Below are 25,489 nucleotides of genomic sequence, written 5' to 3'. Positions count from 1 at the left end.
GCCAGCGGCCACCACCTGAGCCGCACCCAGTGGGGTGTCCTCCGCTTCGGCCTACGGCCTACGCTCCAGACACCCCACGGGCTCATACAACAAGGGGGTCAATATTCGTGTCGCCGGGTGGGTTAATTTTCATGTCGCTTGACAGTCGTCTGGCGATGCGTCAACATCGCGATGACCAAGGAGCCTTCATTTACATGGAATTGCTAGCTTTCTTACTGCGCGGGCCCGCCACACGGCGCCACCCCCGCCGCGGAGCGGCTTCGTTCAACTGCTAACTTACCTAGGATTTCCGTCGTGGATTCTTCCAAAGAGGTCATGTGGTTGACTCATCCAGTATGAAAGGCATCCCAAAACCGTCCAACGCGAAATTGGAATCAATGAGATCCCCGAGACTCCAGGAGTAAATATATTATTAATCAAAATAACGGCAAATGTGCCAAAAATGGTGCATTTTTAATTATTAAGCTATTTTATTGAGGAAGTTTTTTCTATAACCAACAGGCAGTCCGGGATAGCCACAGCCCCAGGATCGATCACCCTTAGCCTCAAATTCGATTGAAACCCTGCAGGAACGTAGGCAGAAGAGGGCTGCTCGCCTCGGCTCTCCAGGCCACAACGAACTCAACCTCCATATCCTCCCCCTCCAACTCCAGGGCTCGAATGCGGGCATTGCCGTATTCCTGGAGAATCTGCCGCGGCTGTATGGCAATCCCTCGCCCCATCCCGATAGCCATGAAGAGGGAGGGAAAATCCGGCGAATATTCAGTCAGGCCGGAGTCCAGACCGAACTTGACGCACAGGGCTTTGTGCCATTTGACCCCAAGCCCCCCAATGCTCTCGGCAAGACTCAACAGGGGCTGCCCTTTAAGGTGCGAAAGGCTCAAGTTCTTCCGACTGGCGAAGGGGTGATCTTCCGACATGACCGCCACCATGCGATCCCTCAGAACCACTTGGCTCTGGATTCCAACCGGAGAGATGTGTTCAAAGGTCGGGGCGAATCCGCAATCGATCTCCCCCGCCAGGATGGCGTCAAACATGTGGGCAAGGGAGACATGCATCGTCTTGACTCGCACCCCTGGGCAGGCCATCGAGAACGCCCGGATGAGCCCCGGAAGCGTCTGCATCAGAACCCCGTCCAGGAATCCGATGGTCAAGGCACCCCCCTCCCCAGTGCCAATGCCCTTGGCCTGGAGGACAATTCGCTCGTAATCGAGCAACAGGCCGCGCACCCGCTCCGAAAAGAGGCGCCCGGCCTCAGTCAGCGAGATTGAATTATGCCCACGCTGGAAAAGGTTCTGGCCAAGGGACTGCTCCAGACACCCGATTTGGTAGCGGATACCGGGCCGGGTTCTGAGGGTGCTCTGTCCTGCCCTGGTGAAGCTTTGTGAAGATGCAACAGCATGGAAACACTGAAGCTGGCGGATGTCCATGCACAGACCAGGACTGGCTCCCCTTTCATGATCTCCTTTGGAAGAAGGCAGGTATTGGGCCACCAAACCCTCGTATTCGGCACACAATCTTTGCATTTGGTCAAAGAAGTACAGTCCGGCCGGCGTAAGGCGCACTCCCCGGGTGTTCCGGGCAAAAAGCCTCAGTCCTTGGGAGCGCTCCAGGGACGCCACCTGATAGCTGATGGTCGGCTGAGTCATGCCAAGGCGTTCCGCGGCCTTGCTGAAGCTCAGACAATTTGCCACAGCCATGAAACCGCGTAACTGACGCGCATCCATCGGAACTCCCCAGATCCAAGCCTAGCGGGGTTTGAGAGTCCCGGCTTGAGTTCAGAGCGAAAGAGACCCTATCAGGCCATTTCCCCCACTTTTCCATCTTGCACCAAACAACAACCATATTATCATTCAGTTGTTGAGATTGCCATGAAACCCCACCTGACCAACCCCATGATCGAAGAAGTGAGTGAGCTCTTTGCGGCTCTGGGGGATCCCTCCCGCCTCAAGATCCTCCGTTCGTTGCTGGACGCGGGCACTCCCCTGAGCCAGGGCGCTCTTGCCGAGGCTGCGGGGCTCTCCCAGGCCAATGCCAGCAAGCACCTGGCATGCCTGTCCAGGGTCGGACTGGTGCTGCGGGAACCCCAAGGCAACAGCGTCTTTTTCAGGCCGGTGCTGCCTTTGGTCGAAGAGATCTGCGGGATTGTTTGTGGTCACGTAAGCGAGCGGGTTCGGAGTTCCTATAAGGCCTTGAGTTGACTTTTTTTAGGCTGGAGTATTCCTACATGGTTAACAAGACAATGCTATTAATTCCCTTCACGGTTCTCCAACTCTGGGGCGGGGAACCCCTGTCCATCCAGGACGCCATTCGGCGAGCCTGGCGGGACCAGGCCGGTTTGCAGGCAGGCGAGGCCTTGGTGAACCGCGCCAGGGCCGAATCCGAGGCCATGAAGGCCCTGCGCCTCCCCACCCTCACCACCTCCGCAGGCATCCAGCGCACGGACGAGCCCATGATGGTCTTCGGCACACGCCTGAACCAGGCCAGGATCAGCCAGGCGGACTTCATGCCGGACCGCCTCAACCACCCGGACGCACTGACGGCCTTCGGGATGTCGCTGAACCTGAACCAGCCCATCTACGCCGGGGGACGCATCCAGGCTGCCGGACGGGCCGGGGAGGCGATGGCCCAGTCCGAGGCTTCCCTCCAGGCCCATCGCCGCCAGCAGGTGGCCATGGGGGTGGTCCAGGCCTACTTCGGCACCCAGGCAGCTCGGCAGGGGCTCGCCTATGCCGAGGACACCCTGCGCCAAGCCCAGGAAACGGAACGATTCGTCCAGGCCCGGGTGGACCAGGGGCTCATGCTCAGGTCTGAAGCCTTGCGGGCATCGGCCTTCCGGGCCCAGGCAGAGGCGGCTCAGGCCGAAGCCCGGCAGCGGATGGCCTCGGCCAAGTCTGGCCTGGAACTGCTCATGGGCACTTCGGTCCAGGACGCGGACCTGAATTCCAGCATCGAAGGTCCGCTCGAAGGAGCCCCCCCTGCGCAGCCGCGGGGCGATCTCCAGGCAGCCCAGTTCCAGGTCCAGGCCGCCCATGAGGGGGTCAAGGCCAGCCGGGGCAGCCTCCTGCCCGAGGTGGGGCTCAGCGCCGCCTGGGGCACAGCCCGCTATACCTGGAATAGTGGGGGAACCTGGACCAACCTGGGCATCGGGGCCAAGTGGACGATCTTTTCCGGGCCGGAACGCCGCCGCCTGGAGGTGGCGAGGGCTTCGGAACGGGCTGCGGCCCTGAACCTCAGATGGCAGGAGCAGCAGGCCTCCCGGGAAGCGGAGGAGGCAAGACGGGCCGTCGAGACCGCCCAGGTCCGCCTCAGATCCGCCCGGGAAGCCATGACCGCCTCGGAGTCCGTGCGCTCCCTGCGTCAGGCCCGTCACCGGGAAGGCCTCCTGCCCCTGGTGGAGGTGCTGGACGCAGAGAGCGGCCTGTCAGGGGCCCGGGCCCTGCTCCTCGCCAGCCAGCTGGATCTCCGCATCAGCCAAGCCCAACTCGCCCTTGCCCTGGGCCAGCCCGTCGAAGGAGTGCAGCCATGAGCCACCCCCCCATCCTCACGGCCATGAGCGCCGTTCTGGTCTTCGGTCTCGCCTGTGGCCATCCGTCCAAGACAGAAGGCCCTTCCCTTCCGACGGCCCGGGTGAAGCTGATCCAGGCAAGCTCCGCCGAACAGCAGGGCTGGGTCGCTGGCACCCTCACCTCGACCCAGCGAGCCACCCTTTCCACTCGCATGGCCGCCTCGGTGCGGCGGGTCCATGTCTCGGAGGGTGCCAAGGTTGCCGCGGGCACCCTGCTGGTGAGCCTCGCGGATGAGGATCTCCAGGGGGGGCTCAAGGCTGCCGAAGCGGGAATGGCCGCCGCCAAGGCCCACCACCAGCGGATCAGCAATCTGGCCCAGCAGGGCGCAGCCACCCCCAGCGAACTGGAGATGGCCCAGAGCCAGCTGGCCCAGGCCCAGGCAGGCGTGGCAGCGATCAGGGCCAATCTGGCATTCACCCAGATCCGGGCGCCCTTTTCGGGGGTCATCCAGGCTCGAAGGGTCAACGAGGGAGATTTCGTGGGCCCCGGTGCTCCCCTGGTGGAATTGGAGGGCCAGGGAGCCATGGAGTTGACCGCGTCCATTTCTGAGCAGGAGAGCAAGGGCCTCCGGATGGGCCAGAGGCTTGCCTTTGAAGTTGAAGGGGTCCCGGGCCAGGCCGAGATTACAGCCCTGGCCCCGGGGGGCGACCCGATCTCCCACCGCTCCGCCCTCCGGGCCCGGGTGCTCAAGGGTGGCCCAGCTCTGCGCACCGGAAGCTTCGCCCGTCTGCTCCTGCCAGCCAAGCCCCAGCCCCAGACCACCACCCCCTTCGTGCCCCAGACAGCCCTGGTCCAGCGGGGTGAACTGAACGGCGTCTTCGTGGCCAAGGACGGCAAGGCCCAGCTTCGCTGGCTCTCCCTGGGGGAGCGCCTTGGGGATCGTTTCCCGGTGCGGGCCGGACTCCAAAGCGGGGAAGGCGTGATCGACAGCCCCGGTGACCTCAAGGATGGGCAGCCCATCGAGGTGATGAAATGATCGACAAGCTCAAGCTGGGCCTGGCAGGACGTTTGGCCCGGACCTTCCTCCGAAGCAAGCTGACACCCCTCCTGGTGCTGGCCGCCCTTCTGCTGGGCTTCCTGGCGGTGGCCCTCACCCCCCGGGAGGAGGAACCCCAGATCGTGGTGCCCATGGTGGACCTCTACGTCCCCTACCCCGGCGCCAGCCCCCGGGAGATCGAAAGCCAGGTCACCACCCCCCTGGAGAAGCGCCTCTGGGGCATCCCCGGGGTGGAGTACGTCTACAGCACCAGCCGCCCGGGCATGGCCCTCATCACGGTGCGATTCAAGGTCAACGAGCCCCAGGAACCCAGTCTGGCGAAGGTCCACCAGGAGGTGGACGCCCACCCCGAGATCCTGCCGGTCCAGGCCATGAAGCCCCTGGTGCGGCTCCAGACCATCGATGACGTCCCCTTCCTGGTGCTCACCCTGCACGGAGAGAACCAGAGCTCGGGCCAGCTCCGGGCCATGGCCGACGAGCTGGGCAAGGAGCTTTCCCATGTGCCGGACACCGCCCAGGTGAAGGTCGTAGGCGGCGCGCGCCGGGTGGTGCGCATTGAGCCCGATCCCGATCGCCTGCGCAGCCTCGGCCTCTCCCTGGCCGAACTCCAGCCCGCCCTCATGGCCGCCGATGCCCAGCTCCCCGCCGGAGCCCTGGTGGACCGGGGCCAGCGTACGGCCCTGGAGGGCACGGACTTCATGCTGGACTCCTCCGAAATCAAGCGCCTGGTGGTGGCGGTGCGCAACCAGCGTCCCATCTACCTGGGAGACGTGGCCACGGTCACCGATGGACCTGAACCCACACCGCCCCTGGTGGCCTACGGCACCAAGGGCTCTTTCCAGAGCGCCGTGAGCCTGACCCTCTCCAAACGGGCGGGCACCAACGCCACCGCCCTGTCGGAAAAGGTCCTGGCCAAAGTGGAGGCCCTCCGGGGCGGTCTGGTGCCCCGGGAACTCCAGCTCACGGTGACCAGGAACTATGGCGAGACCGCCGGTGAGAAGTCCAACGAGCTCATCGAGCATCTCCTGATCGCCACCCTCAGCGTCATCGCCCTCATCGGCCTCGCCATGGGCTGGCGCTCGGCGGTCGTCGTCGGTGTGGCTGTCCCGGTGACCCTGGCCCTCACCCTGCTCCTTACCTACCTCCTGGGCTACACCCTGAACCGGGTCACCCTCTTCGCGCTCATCTTCTCCATCGGCATCCTGGTGGACGACGCGATTGTCGTGGTCGAGAACATCCACCGCCACATGCATCTTCCTGGGCAGCATAACACCTTCGCCCGCATCGTGGTGGAGGCAGTGGACGAGGTCGGCAACCCCACCATCCTGGCCACCTTTGCGGTCATCGCCGCCATCCTGCCCATGGGTTTTGTCCGGGGCATGATGGGCCCCTACATGCGCCCCATCCCCATCGGGGCCTCCCTGGCCATGATCTTCAGTCTGGCCATCGCCTTCATCATCAGCCCCTGGGCCGCCATGAAGGTCTTCAGGAAAGAGGGCCACGCCGCCGAAACCGCCGCCGTGGAGACGAAGCCCGAGGACTGGAGCACCCGCCTCTATCGCAGGGTCATGGAGGCCCTGCTCCTGAAGCCCAGGGTCCGCCTGGCCTTCTTCGCGGGTGTGCTGGCGCTCTTCGCCGGAGTCCTCTCCCTGGTGGGCTTCGGGTTGGTGAAGGTCAAGATGCTGCCCTTCGACAACAAGTCGGAATTCATGGTGCAGCTCGATCTCCCGGCGGGTACTCCCCGGGAAGACGCCATGGCCGCAGCCCAGACCCTGGCCCGGCGCCTCATGCAGGAGAGCGTGGTCAAGGATGTCCAGGTCTACGCCGGAGACGCGGCCCCCTTCACCTTCGTGGGGATGGTGCGCCACAGCTTCCTGCGCCAGGAGGCCGAGATGGCCGATATCCAGGTGAACCTCGTGCCCAAGGGGGACCGGAAGGAGCAGAGCCACGCCATCGTCATGCGCCTGCGCCCCGAACTCCTGAGGCTCCCCATGCCCGTTGGCACCCGTTTGAAGCTGGTGGAGATCCCCCCGGGTCCGCCGGTCATGGACACCCTCGTGGCAGAGGTCTACGGCCCCACAGAGCAGGAGCGGGAGCGTCTCTCCAGAGAGATCCTGGGGGCCTTCAAGAGCGTGGACGGCGTGGTGGATGTGGATTCCACCCTCAACCCCACTTCCCCCAAAATCAGCTTGGTGCTGGACCGGGAGAAAGCCGCCCTCCACGGCGTAGCCCCCAATCACGTGGTCCAGACCCTCTATCTGGCGGGCCAGGGCCATGAGCTGGGCACCTTCCATGTCCTGAAAGGCGCGGCTCAGGTTCCGGTCATCCTCCAACTGCCCGAAACCGCCCGTCAGCACCTGGACAGCCTCCTTCAACTCACGGTCCCCGGCGCCCGGGGTGCAGTACCCGTCTCCGAACTGGTGCAGGTGGAGCAGGGGCATGAGAATGCCGCCATCTTCCACAAGAACCTGATGCCCGTGAGCTACGTCTTCGGGGACCTGGCGGGCACCATCGAAAGCCCGGTCTACGCCCTGGCCGCCCTCAACAAGAAGATCGACGCCCTCAAGGGCACCGATGGGAAGCCCGTCGCCCGCCTGGGTCTGGCCCACCCAGAAAACACCGAGAACCTGATCATGAAGTGGGACGGCGAGTGGCACATCACCCTGGAGGTCTTCCGGGATCTGGGCCTGGCCTTCGCCGCCGTGCTGGTACTAATCTTCGTGCTGGTGGTGGGCTGGTTCGAAAGCTTCACGGTGCCCTGGGTCATCCTGGTACCCATCCCCCTCTCCCTCATCGGCATCATCCCCGCCCATGGGCTCCTGGGAGCTTTCTTCACTGCCACCAGCATGATCGGCTTCATCGCCGGGGCCGGCATCATCGTGCGCAACAGCATCATCCTGGTGGACTTCATCGAGCTGAAGCTCCGGGAGGGAGCCACCCTGGAGCACGCCGTGGAGGAAGCAGGCGTGGTGCGATTCCGCCCCATGCTCCTCACCGCCGCCGCAGTCATGGTGGGCTCCTCGGTGATGCTGGCGGATCCCATCTTCCAGGGCCTCGCCATCAGCCTCATGGCTGGAGAAGTGGCCGCCACGGTACTTTCCCGTCTTGCCGTGCCCGTTCTCTACTACCTCGTGGCCCGCCGGGGGCGTGCCGAGGAACTCCGTCGCCAGGGCTCCCTTCCTGCGTCCAATGATTAGGAGGTCAAAATGAATGCCGACCGCATCGTACACACTTTCGCGGGCACCCTCATCCTCGCCAGCCTAGCCCTGGCCCACTGGCACAGCCCCTATTGGCTCTGGCTCACGGTCTTTGTCGGATTGAACCTCTTCCAGAGCGGTCTCACCAACTGGTGCCTCGGGACCAGGATCCTGGTCAAGCTGGGCGTACCCAAAGATGGTGCCTGCGGATTATAGTGATTCCCATGACCAAGCGAGCTGAACTCAAAGCCACCCTCTTCGCCCTGGGCATCCTTATGCTCTTCCCGGGCTGTAACCGGAGCAGCCCCCCCCGCCCCTCCACCCCTTCGACAAGCGGAGTGCTCCACCTGACCACCGCTTCCTTCGAGGGGGCCCTGGGCCAGGAGAAGCCTGTCCTGGTGGATTTCTGGGCCCCATGGTGTGGTCCCTGCCGAACCCAGGGCCCCATCCTTGAGGAGGCCGCCGCCCAGATCGGGGATCGTGCCGTCGTGGGCAAGGTGAATGTGGACGAAGAAGCGGCTCTGGCCAAGCGCTTCGACATCCGGGCCATCCCCACCCTGATCGTCTTCAGGAAGGGACAGGAGATCCAACGGTTCACAGGTGTCCAACAGGCGGCGACCCTCACCAGTGCCCTTGAGAACTAGCCGTGCTCTATTCCGCCATCCGCCTCATCGTCCTCATCTTTCTGGCGCTGTTTGTCCTGCGGGTTCTGCTTGGGGCGTTCCGGGGATTTACCGGGGGTTTGAACGTGGAGGAACTTGCCGAGCTCAAGCGCCGCAATGCCCTGGTGCTCGATGTGCGCACCCAGGCCGAGTTTGCTGATGGCCATGTGGCCGGAAGCCTCAACATACCGCTGAACGAACTCCCGGACAGGCTGAAAGAGCTGGACCCCGCGCGCCCCATCCTCGCCTGCTGCGCAAGTGGAGCAAGAAGCTCCAGAGCCAAGCGGATCCTGAACTCCGCGGGATTTGCCTTGGTATACAACGTGGGTCCCTGGAGGAATGCGAGGTAGCAGATGGACTCCCGAAGGCCCTTGGAAGATTTCTCAAAAAAATCACTGAGGTTTTTCCAATCCCTGCCGATGATTGGAAGGTAGTCCACCACCCAAGCAAGTGAGGCATTCAATGGAGATCACCCGGACAGGCGCGACGCTCAATCCAGCGATGGATCGGACCCTTGAGCCCAAAAAAGCTGCCGGGGAACAGAAGACGGATGCCCAGGCGAGCGCTGCCACCACGGCCTCGGCTGACGGGGAGGCCCAGGTCGCAGAGGATGCCTCCAACCTGAAGTCCTTCGCTTACGGTGCATTGGACCTCGATGAGCCCGATGAGCAGGCTGCCGAGACGGACAGCGCCTACACCGCCGGCAAGTGGCTTGGAGCCGCTGCCAAAGTGGGGGCGGTCATCTCCCTGCTGGTCTGAGACTGTCCAGGAATGGCATGAGCGGCCATTCGCACAGGCAGCATCAGACTTCCCATCCCGCAGCCCAGGATTTGCGCTCCTCCGGACCAATGAAGGTCCAGGCGAGGATCCGGCTTTTCTTCTGCCCCTGAGCCATCTCGATGGTTCGGAACTCCGTGGCTCCCGCCTGCTTCAGCGCCGCCCGCAGCCCCGGGAGGCTGGCGGATTTGGAGACAAGGCTTGTGAACCAGAGGCAGCGGGTCGGAATACCAGCGCTCTCCTCAATCATCCGCCGCACGAAGGCAGCTTCGCCGCCTGAGCACCACAGCTCTGCTCCCTGCCCTCCGAAGTTCAGCACAGGAGCCTTCCTTTCGCCGGCCTCCCGCCCCAGGTTCCGCCACTTCCGCAGGGTGCCCTCCCGTGCCTCCCTGAGAGAGGCGTGAAAGGGGGGATTGCACATCGAGAGTTCGAAGACCTCATCTGCCTTCACGACCCCGCTGAAGATCCTTTCAGGGGTATCCTGGCGCCGCAATTCGATCGCTGTGGCAAGCCCTGGGTTGTAATGGAGAATGTTCTTCGCGGCGGCCAGCCCTCTGGCATCGATATCCGAACCCACGAAACGCCATCCGTACTCGCAATGCCCCAGGATCGGATAGATGCAGTTGGCTCCGACGCCGATATCCAGAACCCGGATGCTGCCCCCCTTCGGGATGGCGCCGCCATGGCAGGAGCCCAGGAGATCCGCGAGGTGATGGATGTAGTCCGCCCGGCCCGGAATGGGGGGACAGAGGAACTCCGCCGGAATCTCCCAGTGCTCCACCCCATAGACGTGCTTCAGCAGGGCCTTGTTCAGGGCCCTGACAGCCTGTGGATTGGCAAAATCGGTCGACAGGTCCCCGTACGGGTTCACCGCAACGAAAGGCCCCAGTTCCGGGCAGCTCCTCACAAGGCTACCGAAGTCGTAGCGTCCCCGGTGCGGGTTCCGGGGGTGCAAGCCCTTCGAATCACTCCCAGGCTCGGCCTTCTTCACTACCACTGGTTTTCGTTTTCCCATACCTGTACGACTCCTTCCTGGGGCCATCCAGTATGGAACGGTGGCGTCCTCGATAGGAGACGAACGGTTACATCGATTTTTTAAAATCAGGAGACAGAAATACCGTATACTGAGGGCTACCCGCCTATTGTGCGGACCCCAAAAAGCGTTGCCTACTTGCCTGGAAGGAACAATGCATACACCTCCAGGTACAAGAACAGGAAGTCGTCATGGCTCAAGGCACCGTCAAGTGGTTCAACGCAGAAAAGGGTTTCGGATTCATCACCCCCGATGAAGGTGGCACGGACCTCTTCGTGCACCATTCCTCCATCGAAACGTCAGGGTTCCGCACCCTGGACGAGAATCAGCGCGTCAGCTTCCAGGTAGGCCAGGGCCAGAAGGGCCCCCAGGCCACCAACGTCCAGAAGATCTAGTTCCACTCGATCTAAAACCAAGAGAACCCCGGGCTATGCCCGGGGTTCTCTTGGTTTAGGAAGCTCAGATGACGCCCTGGGCGATCATGGCGTCAGCGACCTTGACGAAGCCGGCCACATTGGCGCCGTTCACGTAGCTGACCGTGCCATCAGCGCGGCGGCCGTACTGGCAGCAGGCCTCGTGGATGCTGCACATGATGCCGTGGAGACGGGCGTCGACCTCTTCCCGAGTCCAGGAGAGGCGCATGGCGTTCTGGCTCATCTCCAGACCGGAGGTGGCCACACCGCCAGCGTTGCTGGCCTTGCCGGGCACGTAGAGCACCCGGTTGTCCTCGAAGACCTTGACCGCATCGAGGGTGCAGGGCATGTTGGCGCCCTCAGCCACGCAGACAGCGCCGTTCTTCAGCAGGGTGGCGGCATCGTTGCCATCAAGCTCGTTCTGGACAGCACACGGGAGGGCCACGTCGACAGGCACGTTCCAGGGGCGGACGCCCTCCAGGAGCTTGACGCCGCTGACACGCTTGGCATAGTCGGCCACGCGCCCACGCAGGCTGTTCTTCACATCCATGAGGATGGCCAGCTTCTCGGGGGTGAAACCGGCCTCATCCAGGATGGTCCCGCTGGAGTCGGAGACGGTCAGGACCTTGGCCCCCAGCGCCATGGCCTTCTCCACAGCGTACTGGGCCACGTTGCCGGAGCCGGAAACGCTCACCTTCATGCCGTCGAAGCTGCGCCCCTTGGTCTTAAGCATTTCCTGGGCGATATAGACCGTTCCGTAGCCCGTGGCTTCCGGACGGATCAGGGAACCTCCAAAGCTCAGGCCCTTCCCGGTGAATACGCAATCCGCACGATTGCTGAGCTTCTTCATCATGCCGGTCAGGAAGCCAACCTCGCGGCCACCGACGCCGATGTCGCCGGCGGGAACATCGGTGTCGGAACCGACGTGGCGGAAGAGTTCGGTCACGAAGGCTTGACAGAAACGCATGACCTCGTTGTCGCTCTTGCCCTTGGGATCGAAGTCCGAGCCTCCCTTTCCGCCACCCATGGGCAGGGTGGTGAGGGAGTTCTTGAAGGTCTGCTCGAAGGCGAGGAACTTCAGGATCGACAGATTGACGGAGGGATGGAAGCGGAGTCCGCCCTTGTAGGGGCCGATGGCGGAGCTGTGCTGGATGCGATAGCCACGGTTGATCTGGACCTCACCCTTGTCGTTCACCCAGGCCACCCGGAACGTGATGACCCGCTCGGGCTCCACAAGGCGGTCCAGCAGACCGTTTTCGGCGAACTTGGGATTCTCCTGGATGAATGGCCAGAGGCTTTCCATCACCTCCGTAACCGCCTGAAGGAACTCAGGCTGACCCGGATTGCGTTTGGAGACATGCTCCAGGAAACTCGGAAGAGTTTGAAGACTCACGACTAAACCTCCATATTTTGACCCGTAGGCTGATTGATTTTGATTATGAAATAAAATCCAGGAATCCGTACACCATTTTGTTCCAATCCCACAGATACACAAGGAGCCAATCCCATCTTTTGGGATTTAAATATAGTTATAAAAAGATTTGCAATCATCATACCATACGCACACCGGGACACCTCCGGCCCAGGCCCCCGTCAGACAGGCAGGCCACCAGTTACGGGAACGCGAGGGGCGCATGGCGCCTCCACTCGTTCATCGCAAAGCGCTGAACTACAGTTTGATCAGGTACAGGGCGGCGTCTTCCCCATCCCGGTAGTAGGCCCTGCGCAGCCCCTGAACCTTCCAGCCCTCGGATTCATAAAGGGTCCGGGCCGCTTTGTTGGAGACCCTCACTTCAAGGCGAGCTTCCACGATCCCCAGCTCCCGCAGCCCCTTGACCGATACCCTGAGCAGGGCACGCCCCACACCTTCCCGGCGAGAGGCCGGGGCCACAGCAATACGCAAAAGCTCGGCCTCCCCCAGGGACGGGTATACGGACCAGCGAGCGAAGCCTTTTTCCCCGCAGCCCCAGAGCAGCTCATGCTCTGCCATGGAACCCCAGACTTGGGCGAAGCAGCTCTGCTCCAGGGCATCCACCCAGGTCGGCAGCTCCGATCCCGGCCCCAAGGGCAGGATGCGAGTCACCGGGCAAGCCCCTGACGGAGTGCGGGAGAGAGATGGGTCGAGGCCGCCGGGAAGTTGACCTCGGCGTCGGTTTCACGAAGGTAGAAGGGCACCAGAGGGGATTCGGGCACCTGACCCACCCGCTCCCGGCAAAGGGCCACCAACCCCCTGAGGGTGGCATCCCCTTCGTCGGGTAGCTTGATGGGACAGGGCCCCAGAATTGGATCCAGGCGAGAATGAAAGGCCTGGGGCGCCCACCAGGGCAGCCCACCCAGGTGATGCGGAAGGGAGGCCATGGGCCGCCTCTCGGCCTCGCTGAGGGCAGCCCCCCCCCATTTCTGGACGAAGGCCTCCTGGCGCTGGCCATCCAGCAGGATCCAGAAGGGACCGGGCACACCGGCCTCACCAAGAGCCTTTGCCCGCAGCTCGAAAGCGGAAAAGCCCCATGTGGGCAGCCCCGTGAGAGCCAGGCCCTCAGCGGTGGCCACACCGATCCGCAGGGACGTGAAGCCGCCGGGCCCAACGCAGGCCGCCACCCCTGTGAGCCTGGCGGGACCGGCCCCGGCCTCAGCCATCAACTCGCTGATGGCCGGCAGCAATGCGTGGCTGTGGCTGTGCCCCTGGCCCACCGGAATCCCCCGCGTCCAAGCCCGGTCCCCCGCCACAAGGGCGAGGTGCAAGCGCTCCGTCGTGGAATCGATGCCCAGAATCATGGCCGCCTCCAACGCGAAAAGGCGGCCCCACGATCGCGGGAACCGCCTTGGGCCGTTCAGCCGAATGGAATCAGACGTTCTTGACGACCTTGCCGGCCTGGAGGCAGGAGGTGCAGACGCGGATGCGACGGGGCACACCGTTGACCAGGGCACGCACGCTCTGAAGATTGGGATTCCAGCGGCGGTTGGTGATGTTGTTAGCGTGGGACACGTTGTGTCCGAACTGGGGCTTCTTTCCGCAAACTTCGCACTGACGGGACATAGTGACCTCTCGAAACCGGGTACGGCGACACCAAAGGAGGATTAGTTTAGCAAATTTTCCAAGGATCACAAGGTCAAATCACCGAGCCCACCCCAGGCCTGCAAACCGATTGTCTGCCCGTTTACGGCGATATGTCGTATGACCAGCCCCCACCCGGCTTTTCAGACCATGACTCCTGGGACATTCAGCGGTAATATATGAGATTCGGCCAGGGTAGCGGCCTGATTTTGGAGCGCCCCCCGACTGACTATCCATGCCACCGATGCGCCCAGGCGCACCCTTCAGAGGTTCCACATGTCCCATTCCACCAACCCCGGCAATCCCGCAGTGATTGGACTCACCGGGTTCGGCATGACCACCCTCGTGCTGCAGCTCCACAACCTCGGCCTCTGTGGCCTCGGCCCCGTCTTCGCCCTCGGCCTGGTCTTCGGCGGCGCCGCCCAGTTCTGGGCTGGTCTCCAGGAGCTCAAGATCGGAAACAATTTCGGCGCCTGCGCCTTCGTGGGCTACGGCTCCTTCTGGATCAGCCTGATCCTGATCCTCCTCTCCGGCCGCTTCAACCTCTTCCCGGTCCAGCCCCACGACCTGCTCTGGTTCCTGGTGGCCTACACCATCTTCACGGCCATCCTGTGGGTTGCCGCCCTCAAGATTTCCAAGAACCTGGCCGTGGTGTTCACCCTGCTTCTGCTCGGCTTCATCTTCCTGGATCTGGACCACATGGGCCTGGAGATCTTCAAGAAGATCGCCGCCATCGACCTGATCCTTTGCGCCGGATCCGCCATCTATGGCGCCGCCAAGATCTTCTACGGCGACATTTTCTGCAAGGGCGAGTGCGCCAAGCACTGAGAAAGCAACGGAGTTATAGGATGATGAGAACGCGGCTTCGGCCGCGTTCTTCGCATGATGAGGGAAAGCGCATGGGTGTAATCATTGGAGCCAGGCTGGGACAGTTCGCGACCTGGTTCAACCAGTTCGGGTGGGCCAAGGTCGAGAAACTGCTATTGGTCGTCGTGACCTGTCTCATCTTCCTCTGGGCCATCAGCCTGGTATCCAGAGCGGTCCGCAAAGCAGTGGACGACGGCGATGCCGATGTGACCACCGAGGCCGAACGCCGCGCTGAAACCCTCGGTTCGGTCCTCAAGAACGCCGCCCGGGTCCTGGCGGTGGTCTTCTTTCTCCTCATGACCCTCCAGGAGTTCGGAGTCAATATCCAGCCTCTCCTGGCGGGTTCAGCGGTGGCCGGCGTCGCCCTGGGCTTCGGGGCCCAGGCCCTGGTGAAGGACGTCATCGCGGGGTTCTTCCTGCTGCTGGAGAACCAGTTCGCCGTCGGCGACATCATCAGCCTGGACGAGCGCACCAGCGGCACCGTCGAACGCATGACCCTGCGCATCACCATGATCCGGGACAGCGAAGGGCGGGCGCACTACGTGCCCAATGGGGCCATCGCGAAGGTCACGGTACTCAGCAAGAACTTCGCCCGGGCCTTGGTGGATATCGAGGTCAGCAACGATACCGATGTGGAGCGCGCCATGGCAGTCCTTCGGGAGCTGGGTGCCCAGATCGCACAGGACATGCCCGCCCAGGCAATCGAGCCCACCAATGTGCTGGGCATCGAAAACATGAACGCCAGTGGCTGCACCATCCGGACCCTCACCAAGACGGCACCCGGGGCCCAGTGGGACGTGGCCCGGGAACTCCGCCGCCGGATCCTCGCGCGCTTCCGGGAAGAGGGCCTCTCCATGGCCCTGCCCCAGCGGGTCGTATGGAACAGAAGCCACGGGGGCACAGCGCCCCTGCCGGACGGAGACGCCTAGTCGGACGGATTCCAGAACCTCCGCCTCCCGCATCTCCGCACGCCTCCAAGGCCGGTATCCCAAGCAAACACCATCCAGAGGTGATCCATGAAGCATGTCCTGATCGTCGGTGCCGGATTTGCAGGGGCTGTGCTCGCTCGGGAACTTGCCGAGGCAGGGTGGCCGATTCGCGTCATCGACGCAAGGGACCACATCGGCGGGAACTGCCACACACCGAGGGACCCGGACACCGGGGTCATGGTGCATGCCTTCGGCCCGCACATCTTCCACACATCCAACACTTCCGTCTGGGACTACCTTCAGCGATTCGGCACCTGGTCCCCTTTTGTCAACCGGGTCAAGGCCAGCACCGGCCGGGGGATCTTCAGCCTGCCCATCAACCTGCACACCATCAACCAGTTCTTCGGGAAAACCTTGAGTCCCGATGAAGCCCGGGACTTCCTTGCAACCCTGGCGGCAACAGACATCCAGGAACCCGCGAACTTCGAGGAACAGGCCCTGAAATTCCTCGGCTGCGAACTATACGAAGCCTTCTTCAGGGATTACTCCATCAAGCAATGGGGGTGCGATCCCAAGGAGCTTCCCCCAGAGGTGCTGAAGCGACTGCCAGTGCGCTTCACATACAACGACAGCTATTACGATTGCCGTTACCAGGCGATGCCGGTCGAGGGCTACACCGAGGTGATCCAGAACATCCTGGCCCACCCATCCGTGGAAGTCCGGCTCAATACGGCCTGGGACCCCGAGATGAGGCAGGAAGCCGAACATGTATTCTTCTCGGGCGCCCTCGACCAGTTCTACGGTCTCTGCGAAGGGAGACTGGGGTACCGGACTGTCTTCTGGGAAAGCGAGAATCACGAGGGCGACGTACAGGGCACCGCCGTCATCAACCACACGAGGCTGGATGTCCCCTGGACCAGGGTGCTGGAGCACAAGCACTTCGCGCCCTGGGAGACCCACACCCGGACCCGGGTCTCGCGGGAATACAGCAAGGAGACCGGCGAGGGAGATATCCCCTACTACCCCAAGCGGCTGGAAGCGGACCAGACCATCCTCCGGCGGTACATGGAGAGGGCTGGGCACGAGCGTGGGGTTTCCTTCATTGGACGCCTCGGCACCTATCGCTACCTGGACATGCACCAGGTTGTCGCCGAATCCCTCGCGTTCTCGAAAACCTGGCTCCACGCCAAAGCGGAGGGGAGGTCCCTGCCGGTCTTCCCCGCTGCTTTGTCCTGATGCCTGCCCCAGGAGGACATCCCGGATCTGGTGCACGATGAACTAAGAATCCCCCTGTACGCTGGCGCCCTGGGCTTCGAGGTGGCGGCCCTCCCGCATATCTATCGCGAGATCAAGGCATCGGAGGAGATGCAGTTCTTCAACTGCAAGAAAATCCCAGTCAGGGAGTCCACCATCCGACGAGAACTGGCCAAACCCGACGGGCGACGGGTGTTCCACCCCTGCGCCAGAAGATTCCGACTCAAGAAGTGGTGGCTCTTCTAGTCGGAAATGTTCCCGGTTACTCAGGGGGGTCCCGCCCCCCTCACAGCCAGCCCTAGTGTCAGGAAGAGCCCTTCCCCAAAATACAGCATTGAGTTGAGACTGAGTCTCACAATACACTTCCTTATGCCGCGCCGAACCCCGCCCCCTCACCCCAGCAGTCTGCAGATCGATATCCATGCATTCATCGAGAGCTTCGTGAACACTCTGGAAGCCAGGGATTCCTACACGGCTGGTCACAGCCAGAGGGTCTCTGATCTGGCAGCTTCACTGGCCCATGAGTTACGGCTTCCTTCCTGGAGTGCCTCGGCCATCCACATCGCCGGAGATCTGCATGACATCGGAAAAGTCGGAATCCCGGACGGGATCCTCCTGAAAAGTGGCCGCCTCACCCCGGCCGAGTATGAGGTGATGCAGACCCATCCCGTCATTGGCTTTGAAATCCTCAAGGGTGTGAAGGGGCTCGGCGAGGTGGCCCTGATGGTTCGCCACCACCATGAGCGCTACGACGGCAAGGGCTATCCAGACGGGCTGGCAGGAGATGACATTCCGCTGGGGGCACGCATCCTGGCGATCGCGGACAGCTTCGATGCCATGACCAGCAACCGCACCTACCGCCCGGTCAAGACCCGAGAGGCTGCCCTGGAGGAGTTGTGGCGGGAGCGTGGAAGGCAGTTCGATCCCTATCTGGCAGCGTGCTTCTGCGGTCTTCAGCCAGGGCGCCCTGCGACCGCGGCGTAGGCCATCAGTCCAGCAGCTTCGCCAAGGTCTCGATAACCTCCTGGACCCGAGCAGGAGGGGTGGCCAGGGGCGGCATGAGATAGAGACAGTCCCCCATGGGGCGCACGAGAAGGCCGTGGTCCAGGGCCCGACGGTGGAACGCCCACCCGAAACGCTCCTCCACGGGATGGGGCTGGCCCGTGGCGGGATCGACGATCTGGCAGGCCGCGATGCAGCCCAGTGTACGGGCCCTGCGGACGGCAGGGTGCCCGGAAAGCCCCTCCCAGCCCTTCCGCATGGTCGCGGCCAGAGCCTGGGCCCGGGCCATCACCGGCTCTTCGTCGAAGAGGCTGAGGCTGGCGCAGGCCACCGCGCAGGCCAGTGGGTTGGCGGTGAAGGTGTGGCCATGGAAGAAGGTCCTCCACTGCGTGTAGTCCCCCCAGAAGTGCTGATAGACAGCGTCTGTGGTCCAGGTGAGGGACAGGGGCAGGGTCCCATTGGTGAGCCCCTTGGAAAGACAGAGGAAATCGGGCACCACACCGCACTGATCCAGGGCCAGGAAGGTCCCGGTGCGGCCGAACCCGGTCATCACCTCGTCCAGGATCAGGTATATGTCGAAGCGGTCGCACTGGCTCCGGATCTCCTGGAGGATTTCCGGAGCCCAGAAGCGCATGCCGCCAGCCCCCTGCACCAGAGGTTCCGCCACGAAAGCCGCCATGGTCTCGCCGTGGGCTTCGAAGAAGGCCTTGACCCCAGCCCGAGCGGTGTCCAGGGATGCGTCAGCTTCTCCAACCACTTCCCGCCGAGGATCCTCGGGCACGGCGAAGCGGTCGCAGTGGAGCAGAAGGGGACGGAAGACCCCCGTGAGCCAGTTGTCCAGCTCCCCCACGCCCACAGCCCCCAGGGTGTCGCCGTGATAGCCCTCCCGCAGGGCGCCGAAGCGCGTACGATTGGCTCGCCCCTGCTGGATCTGAGCCTGGAAGGCCATCTTGAGGGCGACTTCCACCGCCGTGGATCCGTTGTCCGAAAAGAAGCAGCGGGTCAGGGCCTTGGGAAGCCGGGGACGCAACCGGGCCACAAGTTCCAGGGCGGGCTCGTGGGTGAAGCCCGCGAACATCACATGGTCCAGCTTGGCCCCCTGGCGCTCCAATGCCCCCAGGATCCTGGGGTGGCCGTGGCCGTGAAGGTTGCACCACCAGGACGAAATGCCATCGAAGACCCGGCGCCCGTCCCCCAGCAGGAGATCCACCCCCTCGGCCCCCACCACCGGGATGGGAGGCTCCTCCAAGTGCTCCTTCATCTGGGTGAAGGGATGCCAGACGTGGGCCAGATCAAAGGCCACACGATCGGACCATTCGGAGGGAAGCAGGTGGGTCATGGGGACTCCGGCGGTCTCATGGACTGCAAAGAGACAGTTTAGGTCAACACTTCCACAGGCATCGGAAGAAAGCGCCTCAGGAGGGCGGCGTTCTCCTGGGCGGCCTCGAAGGCATCGTCCACCCCGGGGTTCAGGAATACGGCCGGGATGGTCCAGCTCCTTGCCATCAGGGCCTCACAGGTGAGGAGGATGTGATTCAGGGTTCCCAGCCCCCCTCGCCCCACCACCACGGCAGGGATCCCCAGGTCCGTGGCCCAGGCCAGGAAGGTGTGGTGGGGCCCAACCGGGACCATGATCCCCCCGGCGGGCTCCAGGAGCAGGCGTGTTCCGGGGGGCACAGGGCGTCCAACCCACTGGGCCATGGCTTCCAGATCCAGAATCTTTCCCTCCATCTCGGCCGCAGCCAGGGGCGAAAGCGGTGCCCGCAGGAGGATCCCGGTCTCTGTGGTGATGCCGGGAGCCCGCACAATCGGGGCATCGGCCTCGGCATCCTCTTCGTCCACCACGCCGGTCTGAAAGGGCTTCCGGTAGACCACGGGCCCCGCCTGGGCCCAGGCCCGGGCGATGCGGGCCGACACATGGGTCTTCCCCACCCCGGTGTCGGTGCCCAGCACCCACAGGGGAGAAGGCAGTTCCAGCAGGTTCACAGCAGCTCCCGAAGCGCCCGGATCAGGGCCTCCACATCGGCCTCCTCCTGGTGAGCCCCGGTGGTGATCCGCAGGCGGGCGGTACCCTCGGGAACGGTGGGAGGACGCACGGCCCGGATATCGAAGCCCTGGTCCTGAAGCCCCCGGGCCATCCGGATGGCGTCGGCGTCCGAACCGATCACGATGGGCACAATGGGGGAGCTTCCTGTCGGCAGAGCCAGGGCCTCCCTTAGGAGCTGGGCATAGCCAAGCGCTCTCTCCCGCCGCCAGGTCTCGGTCCTGGCCAGGTGCAGGGCCTCCAGGGAGGCCCCCACGCTGGAGGGGGGCAGAGCCGTGGAGAAGATGAAACCGCGGCACTGGTTGACGAGATGGTCCCGCAGGAGGGGATCGCAGGCCACGAAGGCCCCGAAGGTGCCCAGGGCCTTGCCCAGGGTTCCCATGAGAAGGGGGATCTGGCCGTGGACGCCCTGGGCTTCGGCCAATCCGGCCCCCGTCGCCCCCAGTAATCCGGAGGCATGGGCCTCGTCCACCATGAGCATGGCGCGGTGGCGGCGGCAGATGTCCAGGAGCCCCGGCAGGTCCGCAGCATCACCATCCATGCTGAAGATCGCATCCGTTACCACCAGGGCCAGGGCTTCCCGGCTTGCCCCTGCCATCCATCCGTGGAGCTGCTGCTGGAGGTTCGCCAGATCCAGGTGGTGATAGATGCCCAGGTGGGCTCCCCGGAGCTTGGCCATGCGGCAGCCATCCACGATGGAGGCATGGTTCAGGGCATCGGAGAAGACGGCATCCCCCGGATGCAGCAGGGAGGGAATCAGGGTCGCATTGCACTGGAATCCGGTATTGAAGAGAAGGCAGGACCCTTGCCCCTTCCACTGGGCGAGGGCCTCCTCCAACTGGTCATGAAGCGGGCTCGTGCCCCGCAGCAGGCGGGAGGCACCGGACCCCGATCCGTAGCTCCGGGCAGCCTGTTCCCCGGCCTCCGCCAGGCGGGGGTCCCGACGCAGCCCCAGGTAGTCATTGGAGGAGAAATCCAAGCCCAAAGGGGACTGGATGATGCGATTCCGACTGCGAGAAACCCGGCCCCGAGCGGCCAGATCAAGCCGCTCGCGCCACGGTTCTGGGATCCAGGAAGTTTTCACGGGAACCTTGAAAACCTGAAGGTCACTTCAGGGCGTAGGGAACAGTCTGCCCTTCGGTCCAGCTTAGGGCAATGGTCCCCGCGGCCAAGACCCGGATGCTAGAATCCAGGATCCCTTCCCCTGCGGGGTCACCTCGAGGAAAAATGAATTACAGTGCCAGCACCGCCATCCAGGATCGTGTAAGCTTCGTCCGCAGTGTCTACGCGTGGCTCATGGGAGGTTTCGTCGTAGCGGGCGTTGGTGCCATAAGCGCCCCTTTCGCTGCGGCCCTGCTCTTCCCCCTTCTCGGCCGCTTCTTCATCCTGGCCCTGATCCTGGTCTTCTACGGAACCTTCTTCTGGGCCAATGCCGTGAGCCGGCGCAAGCCCCAGAACCGCTTCGCCTACGCGGCCTTCACATTCGTAGCGGGCATCTTGGCGGGTTTCGCCTCAATCGCAGCCGCCACCCAGAGCGGCCCCGGAATCGTCCTTGCCGCCCTGGGCATGACCGCCGCCGACTTCCTCGTGCTGAGTCTCGTCGCCCTGGTCTCGAAGAAGGACTTCGGCTTCCTCGGGGGCTTCATCACCACTGGCCTCGTCATCGCCCTGGTGGGATCCCTGATCGGCATCTTCCTGCATGTCGAACTGCTGCACCTCATGATATCGGCCGTCATTGTCATCGCCTGCTCGGCCAAGATCCTCTATGACACCTCGCTCATGCTCCGCAACGGCGATACCGGGGATGCGGCGGGCTTCGCCCTCTCCCTTTTCGTCAGCCTCCTCAACATCTTCCTTTCCATCCTGCGCCTCCTTGGCGGCCGTCGGGATTGATTCACAACCGCACCAGAAAGGTTCCTTCATGCTGAAAAGCGCTCTCTTCCCCGTCCTCACCCTGACCCTCGTGGCCCAGACGGCGGCCCCGACGGCCAAGAAGGTTGTCCCGGCCCCCAAGCTGGCTGTCGAAGCCCCCAAGGAGGATCCCATCCTGGCCCAGATCGGGAAGAAAGTGGTCCGCCAGTCAGACTTCGACACTTTCCTGGATCTCGCCGTGCCTCCCCAGCAGCGTTCCCTGGTGGGTTCCTCTCCGGAGATGAAGGCTCAGTATCTCCAGCGGTTCCTGGACTTCAACATCCTGGCGGCCAAGGCTCGTCAGGAGAAGATGGATGTCGCCCCAGCCTTCCAGCGGAAGCTGGCCCTGCGGGAACAGGAGACCCTGGTCCAGGAGCTCATGCAGCGGGACGGCGAAGCATTGCAGAAGCAGATCAAGCCCACCGACGAGATCCTGAAGGCCTACTTCGAAGCCAACAAGGACAAGTTCAAGACCCCTGAGAAGTATTCGGCGCGCCACATCCTCATCGGCAACAAGGAGAACGCTGGTGCCGAAGGCAAGGGCCTGAGCGACGAGGAGGCCAAGGCCAAGGCTGCCAAGGTACTCGCCGAGCTCAAGGCCGGCAAGAAGATGGAGGACCTGGCCAAGGAATACTCGGATGACCCCGGTAGCAAGGATAAGGGTGGCCTCTACGAGAACATCTCATACGGCCAGTTCGTCCCCGAGTTCGAAGCGACGGTGAAGAAGCAGGCCCCGGGCGAGATCAGCGAGCCCGTCAAGACCCAGTTCGGCTACCACATCATCCAGCTGGAGAAGAAGATCCCCGGGGAGTCGCCCGAGTTCGAGAAGGTCAAGGAGAAGGTGAAGCAGGCCTGGATGCCCCAGCGCCAGGAAGAGGTCTTCCGGAACTACATCGACGAGGCCAAGAAGAGCCTGAACTACACGGACAAGAGCCCCTCGGTCATCAAGTCGGCCAAGACCAAGGGAACCACCAAATGAGGAGGGCCATCCCTTTCCTCCTCCCGGCCCTCGTCTTCGCAGGCGAGGTCCGGGAGGAGATCCTGGTGGTCGTCAACAATCACCTCATCACCCGTCGGACCTTCCAGCAGGCCGTGGAACAGGAGAACGCTGCCCTCTATCGGCAGTTCTCCGGCAAGCAGCTTGACGAGAAGCTCCAGGACGCCCGCGAGAAGACCCTCCAGGGCCTGGTCGACAGTTTCATCCTGGAGGACAAGGCCCTTGATCTCGGGATCGTCGTCCCCGAGGACTACCTCCGCAACTACGTCGAGGACATCAAGAAGCAGAACAACTTCGCATCGGACGCCGACTTCGAGCGGGCCCTCCGGGCCAGCGCGGGCGTTGGCCTGCCCGAATTCCTGCTGCGCCAGAAGCAGGAGATCACCCGCCAGGAAGTGCTGCGCCGGGAGGTCTATTCCAGGGTAGCCATCGAAGACCAGGAGCTGCGGGCCTATTACGAGGACCACAAGGACGAATACCGCCAGCCCAGCCGCTTCCGGATCCGGGAGCTGGTGATCGCCAAGGGGGCCACCCCGGAAGAGCGCGAAGCCGCCGCCAGGAATCTGGCCGCCATCCGTACCGCCATCAAGGAGGGCAAACCCTTCGAGGAACTGGTCCAGAGCCAGTCCACCAGCCCAAGCCGGAACACCGGCGGCGACCTGGGATGGATGAGCAAGGGGCTCCTCCGCCCAGCCATCGAGCAGGCAGCCCTGGCCCTCAAGCCCAACCAAGTTTCAGAGCCCATCGAGACCGACAAGGACCTCTATCTTGTCCAACTCATAGCCGTTGAAGAGGATCTGGCCAAACCCTTCACCGAGGTCAAGGCGCAGATCCTCGCCAAACTCCAGGAACCCAAGGCCCAGAATGCCATCCAGAATTATCTCAACGGGTTGCGCATCCGGGCAAACATCCGATACATGGTGCCCAAAGAGAAATTGTCGAAGGGATGACTTTGCGTCTGGATCTATTCCTCAAGAAAACCCACCTCCTGAAACGTCGGGAACTGGCCCGGGAGCTGTGCGAAGAGGGCATGGTCCGGGTCAACGGAACTCCCCGCAAGGCCAGTTTCGAGGTCAAGCCCGACGACGAGCTGGCCTTCCCCATATACAACCGGGCCCTCAAGGTCCGGATCCTGGGCATCCCGGAAGGAAACATCGCCAAGTCCGACCAGTGGTCCTTCGTGGAGATACTGGAGGACAGGCGTCTGCCTGTCGATGAGGGGGCCTTTGATGACCCCACCCTGCCCCGCCCCAAGCCCCCCAGGGAGCACTGAGTTATGAATCAACCTCTGATCAAGACCCTCAAAGAGGGAGATCCTTTCGTCGGCTTCCTCCTGGCTCTTGAGACCGCCTACAAGACCAGCGCAAAGGGCACCGAGTACCTGGAAGCCAAGCTGGGGGATGCCTCGGGAGACCTGAAGGCCTTTCTTTGGGATCTGCGGGCCATTGAGGGGGACTTGGATCTGATACAGTCCGAAGCCTTCCTCAAGGTGAAGGGCACCGTCACCAGCTTCAATGGTCGGCTCCAGCTCAAGCTGGATAAGGTGCGCTTCGCCGCGGATGCGGAGGTGGGCGACCTCTCCCAGTTCTTCCCGACCAGCGAGCGCCCCGTGGAGGAGATGCTCGCCGAACTGGACCAGCGTATCGAGGGGGTTCGGGATCCCTGGATCAGAAAGCTCCTCGCGGCCCTGCTCCAGGAGGATCCAGAGCACCGCCAGGCCTTCTCCCGGGCCCCGGCGGCCAAGAGCATGCACCATGTCCGCCTGGGGGGCCTGCTGGAGCACACCCTCTCGGTGGCCACCATGGCCGAGCGCGCCTGTGCGCATTACCGGGAACTGAATGCCGATCTGGTAATGGCCGGGGTCCTTCTTCACGACCTGGGCAAGACCGCAGAACTCACCTACCAGCGCAGTTTCGGCTATTCGGATGTCGGCAACCTTCTGGGGCACATCTCCCTGGAGACTCTCTGGATCAGCCAGGCCATGGACCGCCTGGGCCCTTTCCCCGAGGAACTCCGCCTCCAGATCCTGCACATCATCCTGAGCCACCATGGCAGACAGGAGTTTGGGTCCCCCGTGGTGCCCAAGACCCCCGAGGCCCTGCTGGTCCATTACCTCGATGACCTGGACGGCAAACTTGAGGCGATCTTCAGGGGCATTCAGGATGGAGGAGGCACCGGGAACTGGACCCCATTCTCCCGTTCCCTGGAACGCCCCCTGTACACGGTTCGCTGGCCCAAGAGCTTGTAGAATCGAGGCTTGCCTTTTTTGCCTCAAAAATCATTTTAAACCCTCGACAACTGGAAAGCTTTGCCCGATATTCCATGCACTCCCCACCCCAGAATGTCCCAAATACGGCATTTTGAGCACTTCAAGACAGACGCATCGGCACATACTACCCACCGAGCGAAGATCTGATCAGCTGGAATATGAGGTAATCATGAAATCTTCCAGAAAAGCCAAGCGCTACGACGATTCTGTTCTTCCGGGTGATTTCAAGGGCTATGACCAGGTCCAGGAAGTGGATCTGGCAGGAGATGGCCTACTCCAGGGAGAGATCCGCCGGAACGGTCGCTCCGTGGACGTCGGCCAACTCTCCCTGGTTCATAACGCCCCCAAGAAGCAGAGCTTCGCCAAGCTGCGCTCCAAGGCCGAAACCATGACCCGTCAGGCCACCTACCTTCGGGAACACTTGGAGATCGTGGACCATGACCGCCGGGGGATGTATATCTAGCTGCGCAGCCTCCCCCCTTACAAGGACGAGACCCAGATCCAGTTCAACGA

29 protein-coding genes and 1 pseudogene are annotated in these 25,489 nt (G+C 63.0%); 20 read left to right on the top strand and 10 right to left on the bottom strand.

Features of this window, described 5'->3' with window-relative positions; translation table 11 throughout:
* Positions 1–545: 545 nt before the first annotated feature.
* Both HOLFODRAFT_RS0213980 and HOLFODRAFT_RS25575 read right to left on the bottom strand, forming a co-directional pair.
* Complete coding sequence (locus HOLFODRAFT_RS0213980; RefSeq protein WP_244432677.1) at positions 546–1,430, bottom strand: LysR family transcriptional regulator; 885 nt, start codon at positions 1,428–1,430, stop codon at positions 546–548.
* Between the two features lie 126 nt (positions 1,431–1,556).
* Positions 1,557–1,727: pseudogene (locus HOLFODRAFT_RS25575) on the bottom strand (LysR family transcriptional regulator); the annotation flags it as partial.
* A 144-nt stretch (positions 1,728–1,871) separates the two neighbouring features.
* Between HOLFODRAFT_RS25575 and HOLFODRAFT_RS0213975 the strand changes: the two are divergent.
* The 8 genes from HOLFODRAFT_RS0213975 (at position 1,872) to HOLFODRAFT_RS21445 (ending at position 9,184) form a co-directional block, all read left to right on the top strand.
* On the top strand, positions 1,872–2,201 hold the full coding sequence (locus HOLFODRAFT_RS0213975; RefSeq protein ID WP_005036387.1) for an ArsR/SmtB family transcription factor: 330 nt from the start codon (positions 1,872–1,874) through the stop codon (positions 2,199–2,201).
* A 26-nt stretch (positions 2,202–2,227) separates the two neighbouring features.
* On the top strand, positions 2,228–3,529 hold the full coding sequence (locus HOLFODRAFT_RS21455) for a TolC family protein (RefSeq protein ID WP_005036384.1): 1,302 nt from the start codon (positions 2,228–2,230) through the stop codon (positions 3,527–3,529).
* Complete coding sequence (locus tag HOLFODRAFT_RS0213965; protein WP_005036382.1) at positions 3,526–4,545, top strand: efflux RND transporter periplasmic adaptor subunit; 1,020 nt, start codon at positions 3,526–3,528, stop codon at positions 4,543–4,545. Before HOLFODRAFT_RS21455 ends, HOLFODRAFT_RS0213965 begins: the two co-directional genes overlap by 4 nt.
* Complete coding sequence (locus tag HOLFODRAFT_RS0213960) at positions 4,542–7,763, top strand: efflux RND transporter permease subunit (RefSeq protein ID WP_005036380.1); 3,222 nt, start codon at positions 4,542–4,544, stop codon at positions 7,761–7,763. Before HOLFODRAFT_RS0213965 ends, HOLFODRAFT_RS0213960 begins: the two co-directional genes overlap by 4 nt.
* A gap of 9 nt (positions 7,764–7,772) precedes the next feature.
* The gene (locus HOLFODRAFT_RS0213955; RefSeq protein WP_005036376.1) at positions 7,773–7,979 is read left to right on the top strand and encodes a YgaP family membrane protein; all 207 of its coding nucleotides are present in this window, start codon (positions 7,773–7,775) and stop codon (positions 7,977–7,979) included.
* An 8-nt stretch (positions 7,980–7,987) separates the two neighbouring features.
* Complete coding sequence (trxA, locus tag HOLFODRAFT_RS21450; RefSeq protein ID WP_005036373.1) at positions 7,988–8,407, top strand: thioredoxin; 420 nt, start codon at positions 7,988–7,990, stop codon at positions 8,405–8,407.
* Positions 8,408–8,409: 2 nt separating this feature from the next.
* On the top strand, positions 8,410–8,775 hold the full coding sequence (locus tag HOLFODRAFT_RS0213945) for a rhodanese-like domain-containing protein (protein WP_005036370.1): 366 nt from the start codon (positions 8,410–8,412) through the stop codon (positions 8,773–8,775).
* 112 nt (positions 8,776–8,887) lie between these two features.
* Complete coding sequence (locus tag HOLFODRAFT_RS21445; RefSeq protein ID WP_005036368.1) at positions 8,888–9,184, top strand: hypothetical protein; 297 nt, start codon at positions 8,888–8,890, stop codon at positions 9,182–9,184.
* A 43-nt stretch (positions 9,185–9,227) separates the two neighbouring features.
* Here HOLFODRAFT_RS21445 and rlmF read toward each other — a convergent pair whose 3' ends face one another.
* A complete protein-coding gene (rlmF, locus tag HOLFODRAFT_RS0213935; protein ID WP_005036366.1) occupies positions 9,228–10,217 on the bottom strand; it encodes a 23S rRNA (adenine(1618)-N(6))-methyltransferase RlmF in 990 nt (329 codons plus the stop codon).
* Positions 10,218–10,426: 209 nt separating this feature from the next.
* On the opposite strand from rlmF, the gene HOLFODRAFT_RS0213930 reads away from it, so the two are divergent.
* On the top strand, positions 10,427–10,630 hold the full coding sequence (locus HOLFODRAFT_RS0213930) for a cold-shock protein (protein ID WP_005036364.1): 204 nt from the start codon (positions 10,427–10,429) through the stop codon (positions 10,628–10,630).
* A 64-nt stretch (positions 10,631–10,694) separates the two neighbouring features.
* Here HOLFODRAFT_RS0213930 and gdhA read toward each other — a convergent pair whose 3' ends face one another.
* The 4 genes from gdhA to rpmB all read right to left on the bottom strand — a co-directional run bounded on the left by gdhA (position 10,695) and on the right by rpmB (position 13,685).
* Positions 10,695–12,041, bottom strand: coding sequence for an NADP-specific glutamate dehydrogenase (gene gdhA, locus HOLFODRAFT_RS0213925; RefSeq protein WP_005036362.1), 1,347 nt, complete (start codon positions 12,039–12,041; stop codon positions 10,695–10,697).
* A 276-nt stretch (positions 12,042–12,317) separates the two neighbouring features.
* On the bottom strand, positions 12,318–12,731 hold the full coding sequence (locus HOLFODRAFT_RS23390; RefSeq protein ID WP_005036359.1) for a GNAT family N-acetyltransferase: 414 nt from the start codon (positions 12,729–12,731) through the stop codon (positions 12,318–12,320).
* On the bottom strand, positions 12,728–13,423 hold the full coding sequence (tsaB, locus tag HOLFODRAFT_RS23385) for a tRNA (adenosine(37)-N6)-threonylcarbamoyltransferase complex dimerization subunit type 1 TsaB (RefSeq protein ID WP_005036357.1): 696 nt from the start codon (positions 13,421–13,423) through the stop codon (positions 12,728–12,730). Before tsaB ends, HOLFODRAFT_RS23390 begins: the two co-directional genes overlap by 4 nt.
* A gap of 70 nt (positions 13,424–13,493) precedes the next feature.
* The gene (rpmB, locus tag HOLFODRAFT_RS0213910; protein WP_005036355.1) at positions 13,494–13,685 is read right to left on the bottom strand and encodes a 50S ribosomal protein L28; all 192 of its coding nucleotides are present in this window, start codon (positions 13,683–13,685) and stop codon (positions 13,494–13,496) included.
* Positions 13,686–13,979: 294 nt separating this feature from the next.
* Here rpmB and HOLFODRAFT_RS0213905 point away from each other — a divergent pair, with 294 nt between their 5' ends.
* From HOLFODRAFT_RS0213905 to HOLFODRAFT_RS21425, 5 genes are all read left to right on the top strand, one after another.
* On the top strand, positions 13,980–14,531 hold the full coding sequence (locus tag HOLFODRAFT_RS0213905; RefSeq protein WP_005036354.1) for an acetate uptake transporter: 552 nt from the start codon (positions 13,980–13,982) through the stop codon (positions 14,529–14,531).
* Between the two features lie 71 nt (positions 14,532–14,602).
* Positions 14,603–15,499, top strand: coding sequence for a mechanosensitive ion channel family protein (locus HOLFODRAFT_RS21430; protein ID WP_005036351.1), 897 nt, complete (start codon positions 14,603–14,605; stop codon positions 15,497–15,499).
* Positions 15,500–15,586: 87 nt separating this feature from the next.
* Positions 15,587–16,735, top strand: a complete 1,149-nt coding sequence (locus HOLFODRAFT_RS0213895) for a UDP-galactopyranose/dTDP-fucopyranose mutase family protein (RefSeq protein ID WP_005036348.1) — start codon at positions 15,587–15,589, stop codon at positions 16,733–16,735.
* 30 nt (positions 16,736–16,765) lie between these two features.
* Positions 16,766–16,999 (top strand): hypothetical protein, encoded by a 234-nt coding sequence (locus HOLFODRAFT_RS0213890; RefSeq protein WP_005036347.1) that lies wholly within the window; start codon positions 16,766–16,768, stop codon positions 16,997–16,999.
* 195 nt (positions 17,000–17,194) lie between these two features.
* Complete coding sequence (locus HOLFODRAFT_RS21425) at positions 17,195–17,737, top strand: HD-GYP domain-containing protein (RefSeq protein WP_158412961.1); 543 nt, start codon at positions 17,195–17,197, stop codon at positions 17,735–17,737.
* 4 nt (positions 17,738–17,741) lie between these two features.
* Here the strand turns inward: HOLFODRAFT_RS21425 and bioA are convergent, their stop codons facing one another.
* From bioA to HOLFODRAFT_RS0213870, 3 genes are read right to left on the bottom strand one after another with little or no spacing between them, the layout of a single operon-like run.
* A complete protein-coding gene (gene bioA, locus HOLFODRAFT_RS0213880) occupies positions 17,742–19,094 on the bottom strand; it encodes an adenosylmethionine--8-amino-7-oxononanoate transaminase (RefSeq protein ID WP_005036342.1) in 1,353 nt (450 codons plus the stop codon).
* A gap of 38 nt (positions 19,095–19,132) precedes the next feature.
* Complete coding sequence (gene bioD, locus HOLFODRAFT_RS21420; protein ID WP_005036340.1) at positions 19,133–19,741, bottom strand: dethiobiotin synthase; 609 nt, start codon at positions 19,739–19,741, stop codon at positions 19,133–19,135.
* Positions 19,738–20,883, bottom strand: a complete 1,146-nt coding sequence (locus HOLFODRAFT_RS0213870; protein WP_005036337.1) for an aminotransferase class I/II-fold pyridoxal phosphate-dependent enzyme — start codon at positions 20,881–20,883, stop codon at positions 19,738–19,740. The genes bioD and HOLFODRAFT_RS0213870 overlap by 4 nt, the downstream gene beginning before the upstream one ends.
* Before the next feature lie 143 nt (positions 20,884–21,026).
* Between HOLFODRAFT_RS0213870 and HOLFODRAFT_RS23380 the strand changes: the two genes are divergently transcribed.
* The 6 genes from HOLFODRAFT_RS23380 (at position 21,027) to HOLFODRAFT_RS0213840 (ending at position 25,439) form a co-directional block, all read left to right on the top strand.
* Positions 21,027–21,692, top strand: coding sequence for a Bax inhibitor-1/YccA family protein (locus tag HOLFODRAFT_RS23380; RefSeq protein ID WP_005036335.1), 666 nt, complete (start codon positions 21,027–21,029; stop codon positions 21,690–21,692).
* 28 nt (positions 21,693–21,720) lie between these two features.
* On the top strand, positions 21,721–22,689 hold the full coding sequence (locus tag HOLFODRAFT_RS23375; protein WP_005036332.1) for a peptidylprolyl isomerase: 969 nt from the start codon (positions 21,721–21,723) through the stop codon (positions 22,687–22,689).
* Positions 22,686–23,657, top strand: a complete 972-nt coding sequence (locus HOLFODRAFT_RS0213855; protein ID WP_005036330.1) for a peptidylprolyl isomerase — start codon at positions 22,686–22,688, stop codon at positions 23,655–23,657. Before HOLFODRAFT_RS23375 ends, HOLFODRAFT_RS0213855 begins: the two co-directional genes overlap by 4 nt.
* Positions 23,654–23,980, top strand: coding sequence for a S4 domain-containing protein (locus tag HOLFODRAFT_RS21405; RefSeq protein WP_005036328.1), 327 nt, complete (start codon positions 23,654–23,656; stop codon positions 23,978–23,980). The genes HOLFODRAFT_RS0213855 and HOLFODRAFT_RS21405 overlap by 4 nt, the downstream gene beginning before the upstream one ends.
* Positions 23,981–23,983: 3 nt before the next feature.
* Positions 23,984–24,955, top strand: coding sequence for a 3'-5' exoribonuclease YhaM family protein (locus tag HOLFODRAFT_RS21400; protein WP_005036326.1), 972 nt, complete (start codon positions 23,984–23,986; stop codon positions 24,953–24,955).
* A gap of 190 nt (positions 24,956–25,145) precedes the next feature.
* Positions 25,146–25,439, top strand: a complete 294-nt coding sequence (locus tag HOLFODRAFT_RS0213840; protein WP_005036323.1) for a hypothetical protein — start codon at positions 25,146–25,148, stop codon at positions 25,437–25,439.
* Positions 25,440–25,489: the final 50 nt, after the last annotated feature.

This window comes from Holophaga foetida DSM 6591, assembly GCF_000242615.2.
GTDB classification, from domain to species: Bacteria; Acidobacteriota; Holophagae; order Holophagales; family Holophagaceae; genus Holophaga; species Holophaga foetida.
This window is presented reverse-complemented; position numbering and strand designations above follow the sequence as displayed.

What these genes read in the sequence shown, in the direction of transcription:
- HOLFODRAFT_RS0213980 (WP_244432677.1), bottom strand. Translation starts at nt 1,430, where the DNA reads ATGGACATCCGCCAGCTTCAGTGTTTCCATGCTGTTGCATCTTCACAA.
- HOLFODRAFT_RS0213975 (WP_005036387.1), top strand. Translation starts at nt 1,872, where the DNA reads ATGAAACCCCACCTGACCAACCCCATGATCGAAGAAGTGAGTGAGCTC.
- HOLFODRAFT_RS21455 (WP_005036384.1), top strand. Translation starts at nt 2,228, where the DNA reads ATGGTTAACAAGACAATGCTATTAATTCCCTTCACGGTTCTCCAACTC.
- HOLFODRAFT_RS0213965 (WP_005036382.1), top strand. Translation starts at nt 3,526, where the DNA reads ATGAGCCACCCCCCCATCCTCACGGCCATGAGCGCCGTTCTGGTCTTC.
- HOLFODRAFT_RS0213960 (WP_005036380.1), top strand. Translation starts at nt 4,542, where the DNA reads ATGATCGACAAGCTCAAGCTGGGCCTGGCAGGACGTTTGGCCCGGACC.
- HOLFODRAFT_RS0213955 (WP_005036376.1), top strand. Translation starts at nt 7,773, where the DNA reads ATGAATGCCGACCGCATCGTACACACTTTCGCGGGCACCCTCATCCTC.
- trxA (WP_005036373.1), top strand. Translation starts at nt 7,988, where the DNA reads ATGACCAAGCGAGCTGAACTCAAAGCCACCCTCTTCGCCCTGGGCATC.
- HOLFODRAFT_RS21445 (WP_005036368.1), top strand. Translation starts at nt 8,888, where the DNA reads ATGGAGATCACCCGGACAGGCGCGACGCTCAATCCAGCGATGGATCGG.
- rlmF (WP_005036366.1), bottom strand. Translation starts at nt 10,217, where the DNA reads ATGGGAAAACGAAAACCAGTGGTAGTGAAGAAGGCCGAGCCTGGGAGT.
- HOLFODRAFT_RS0213930 (WP_005036364.1), top strand. Translation starts at nt 10,427, where the DNA reads ATGGCTCAAGGCACCGTCAAGTGGTTCAACGCAGAAAAGGGTTTCGGA.
- tsaB (WP_005036357.1), bottom strand. Translation starts at nt 13,423, where the DNA reads ATGATTCTGGGCATCGATTCCACGACGGAGCGCTTGCACCTCGCCCTT.
- rpmB (WP_005036355.1), bottom strand. Translation starts at nt 13,685, where the DNA reads ATGTCCCGTCAGTGCGAAGTTTGCGGAAAGAAGCCCCAGTTCGGACAC.
- HOLFODRAFT_RS0213905 (WP_005036354.1), top strand. Translation starts at nt 13,980, where the DNA reads ATGTCCCATTCCACCAACCCCGGCAATCCCGCAGTGATTGGACTCACC.
- HOLFODRAFT_RS21430 (WP_005036351.1), top strand. Translation starts at nt 14,603, where the DNA reads ATGGGTGTAATCATTGGAGCCAGGCTGGGACAGTTCGCGACCTGGTTC.
- HOLFODRAFT_RS0213895 (WP_005036348.1), top strand. Translation starts at nt 15,587, where the DNA reads ATGAAGCATGTCCTGATCGTCGGTGCCGGATTTGCAGGGGCTGTGCTC.
- bioA (WP_005036342.1), bottom strand. Translation starts at nt 19,094, where the DNA reads ATGACCCACCTGCTTCCCTCCGAATGGTCCGATCGTGTGGCCTTTGAT.
- HOLFODRAFT_RS23380 (WP_005036335.1), top strand. Translation starts at nt 21,027, where the DNA reads ATGAATTACAGTGCCAGCACCGCCATCCAGGATCGTGTAAGCTTCGTC.
- HOLFODRAFT_RS23375 (WP_005036332.1), top strand. Translation starts at nt 21,721, where the DNA reads ATGCTGAAAAGCGCTCTCTTCCCCGTCCTCACCCTGACCCTCGTGGCC.
- HOLFODRAFT_RS0213855 (WP_005036330.1), top strand. Translation starts at nt 22,686, where the DNA reads ATGAGGAGGGCCATCCCTTTCCTCCTCCCGGCCCTCGTCTTCGCAGGC.
- HOLFODRAFT_RS21405 (WP_005036328.1), top strand. Translation starts at nt 23,654, where the DNA reads ATGACTTTGCGTCTGGATCTATTCCTCAAGAAAACCCACCTCCTGAAA.
- HOLFODRAFT_RS21400 (WP_005036326.1), top strand. Translation starts at nt 23,984, where the DNA reads ATGAATCAACCTCTGATCAAGACCCTCAAAGAGGGAGATCCTTTCGTC.
- HOLFODRAFT_RS0213840 (WP_005036323.1), top strand. Translation starts at nt 25,146, where the DNA reads ATGAAATCTTCCAGAAAAGCCAAGCGCTACGACGATTCTGTTCTTCCG.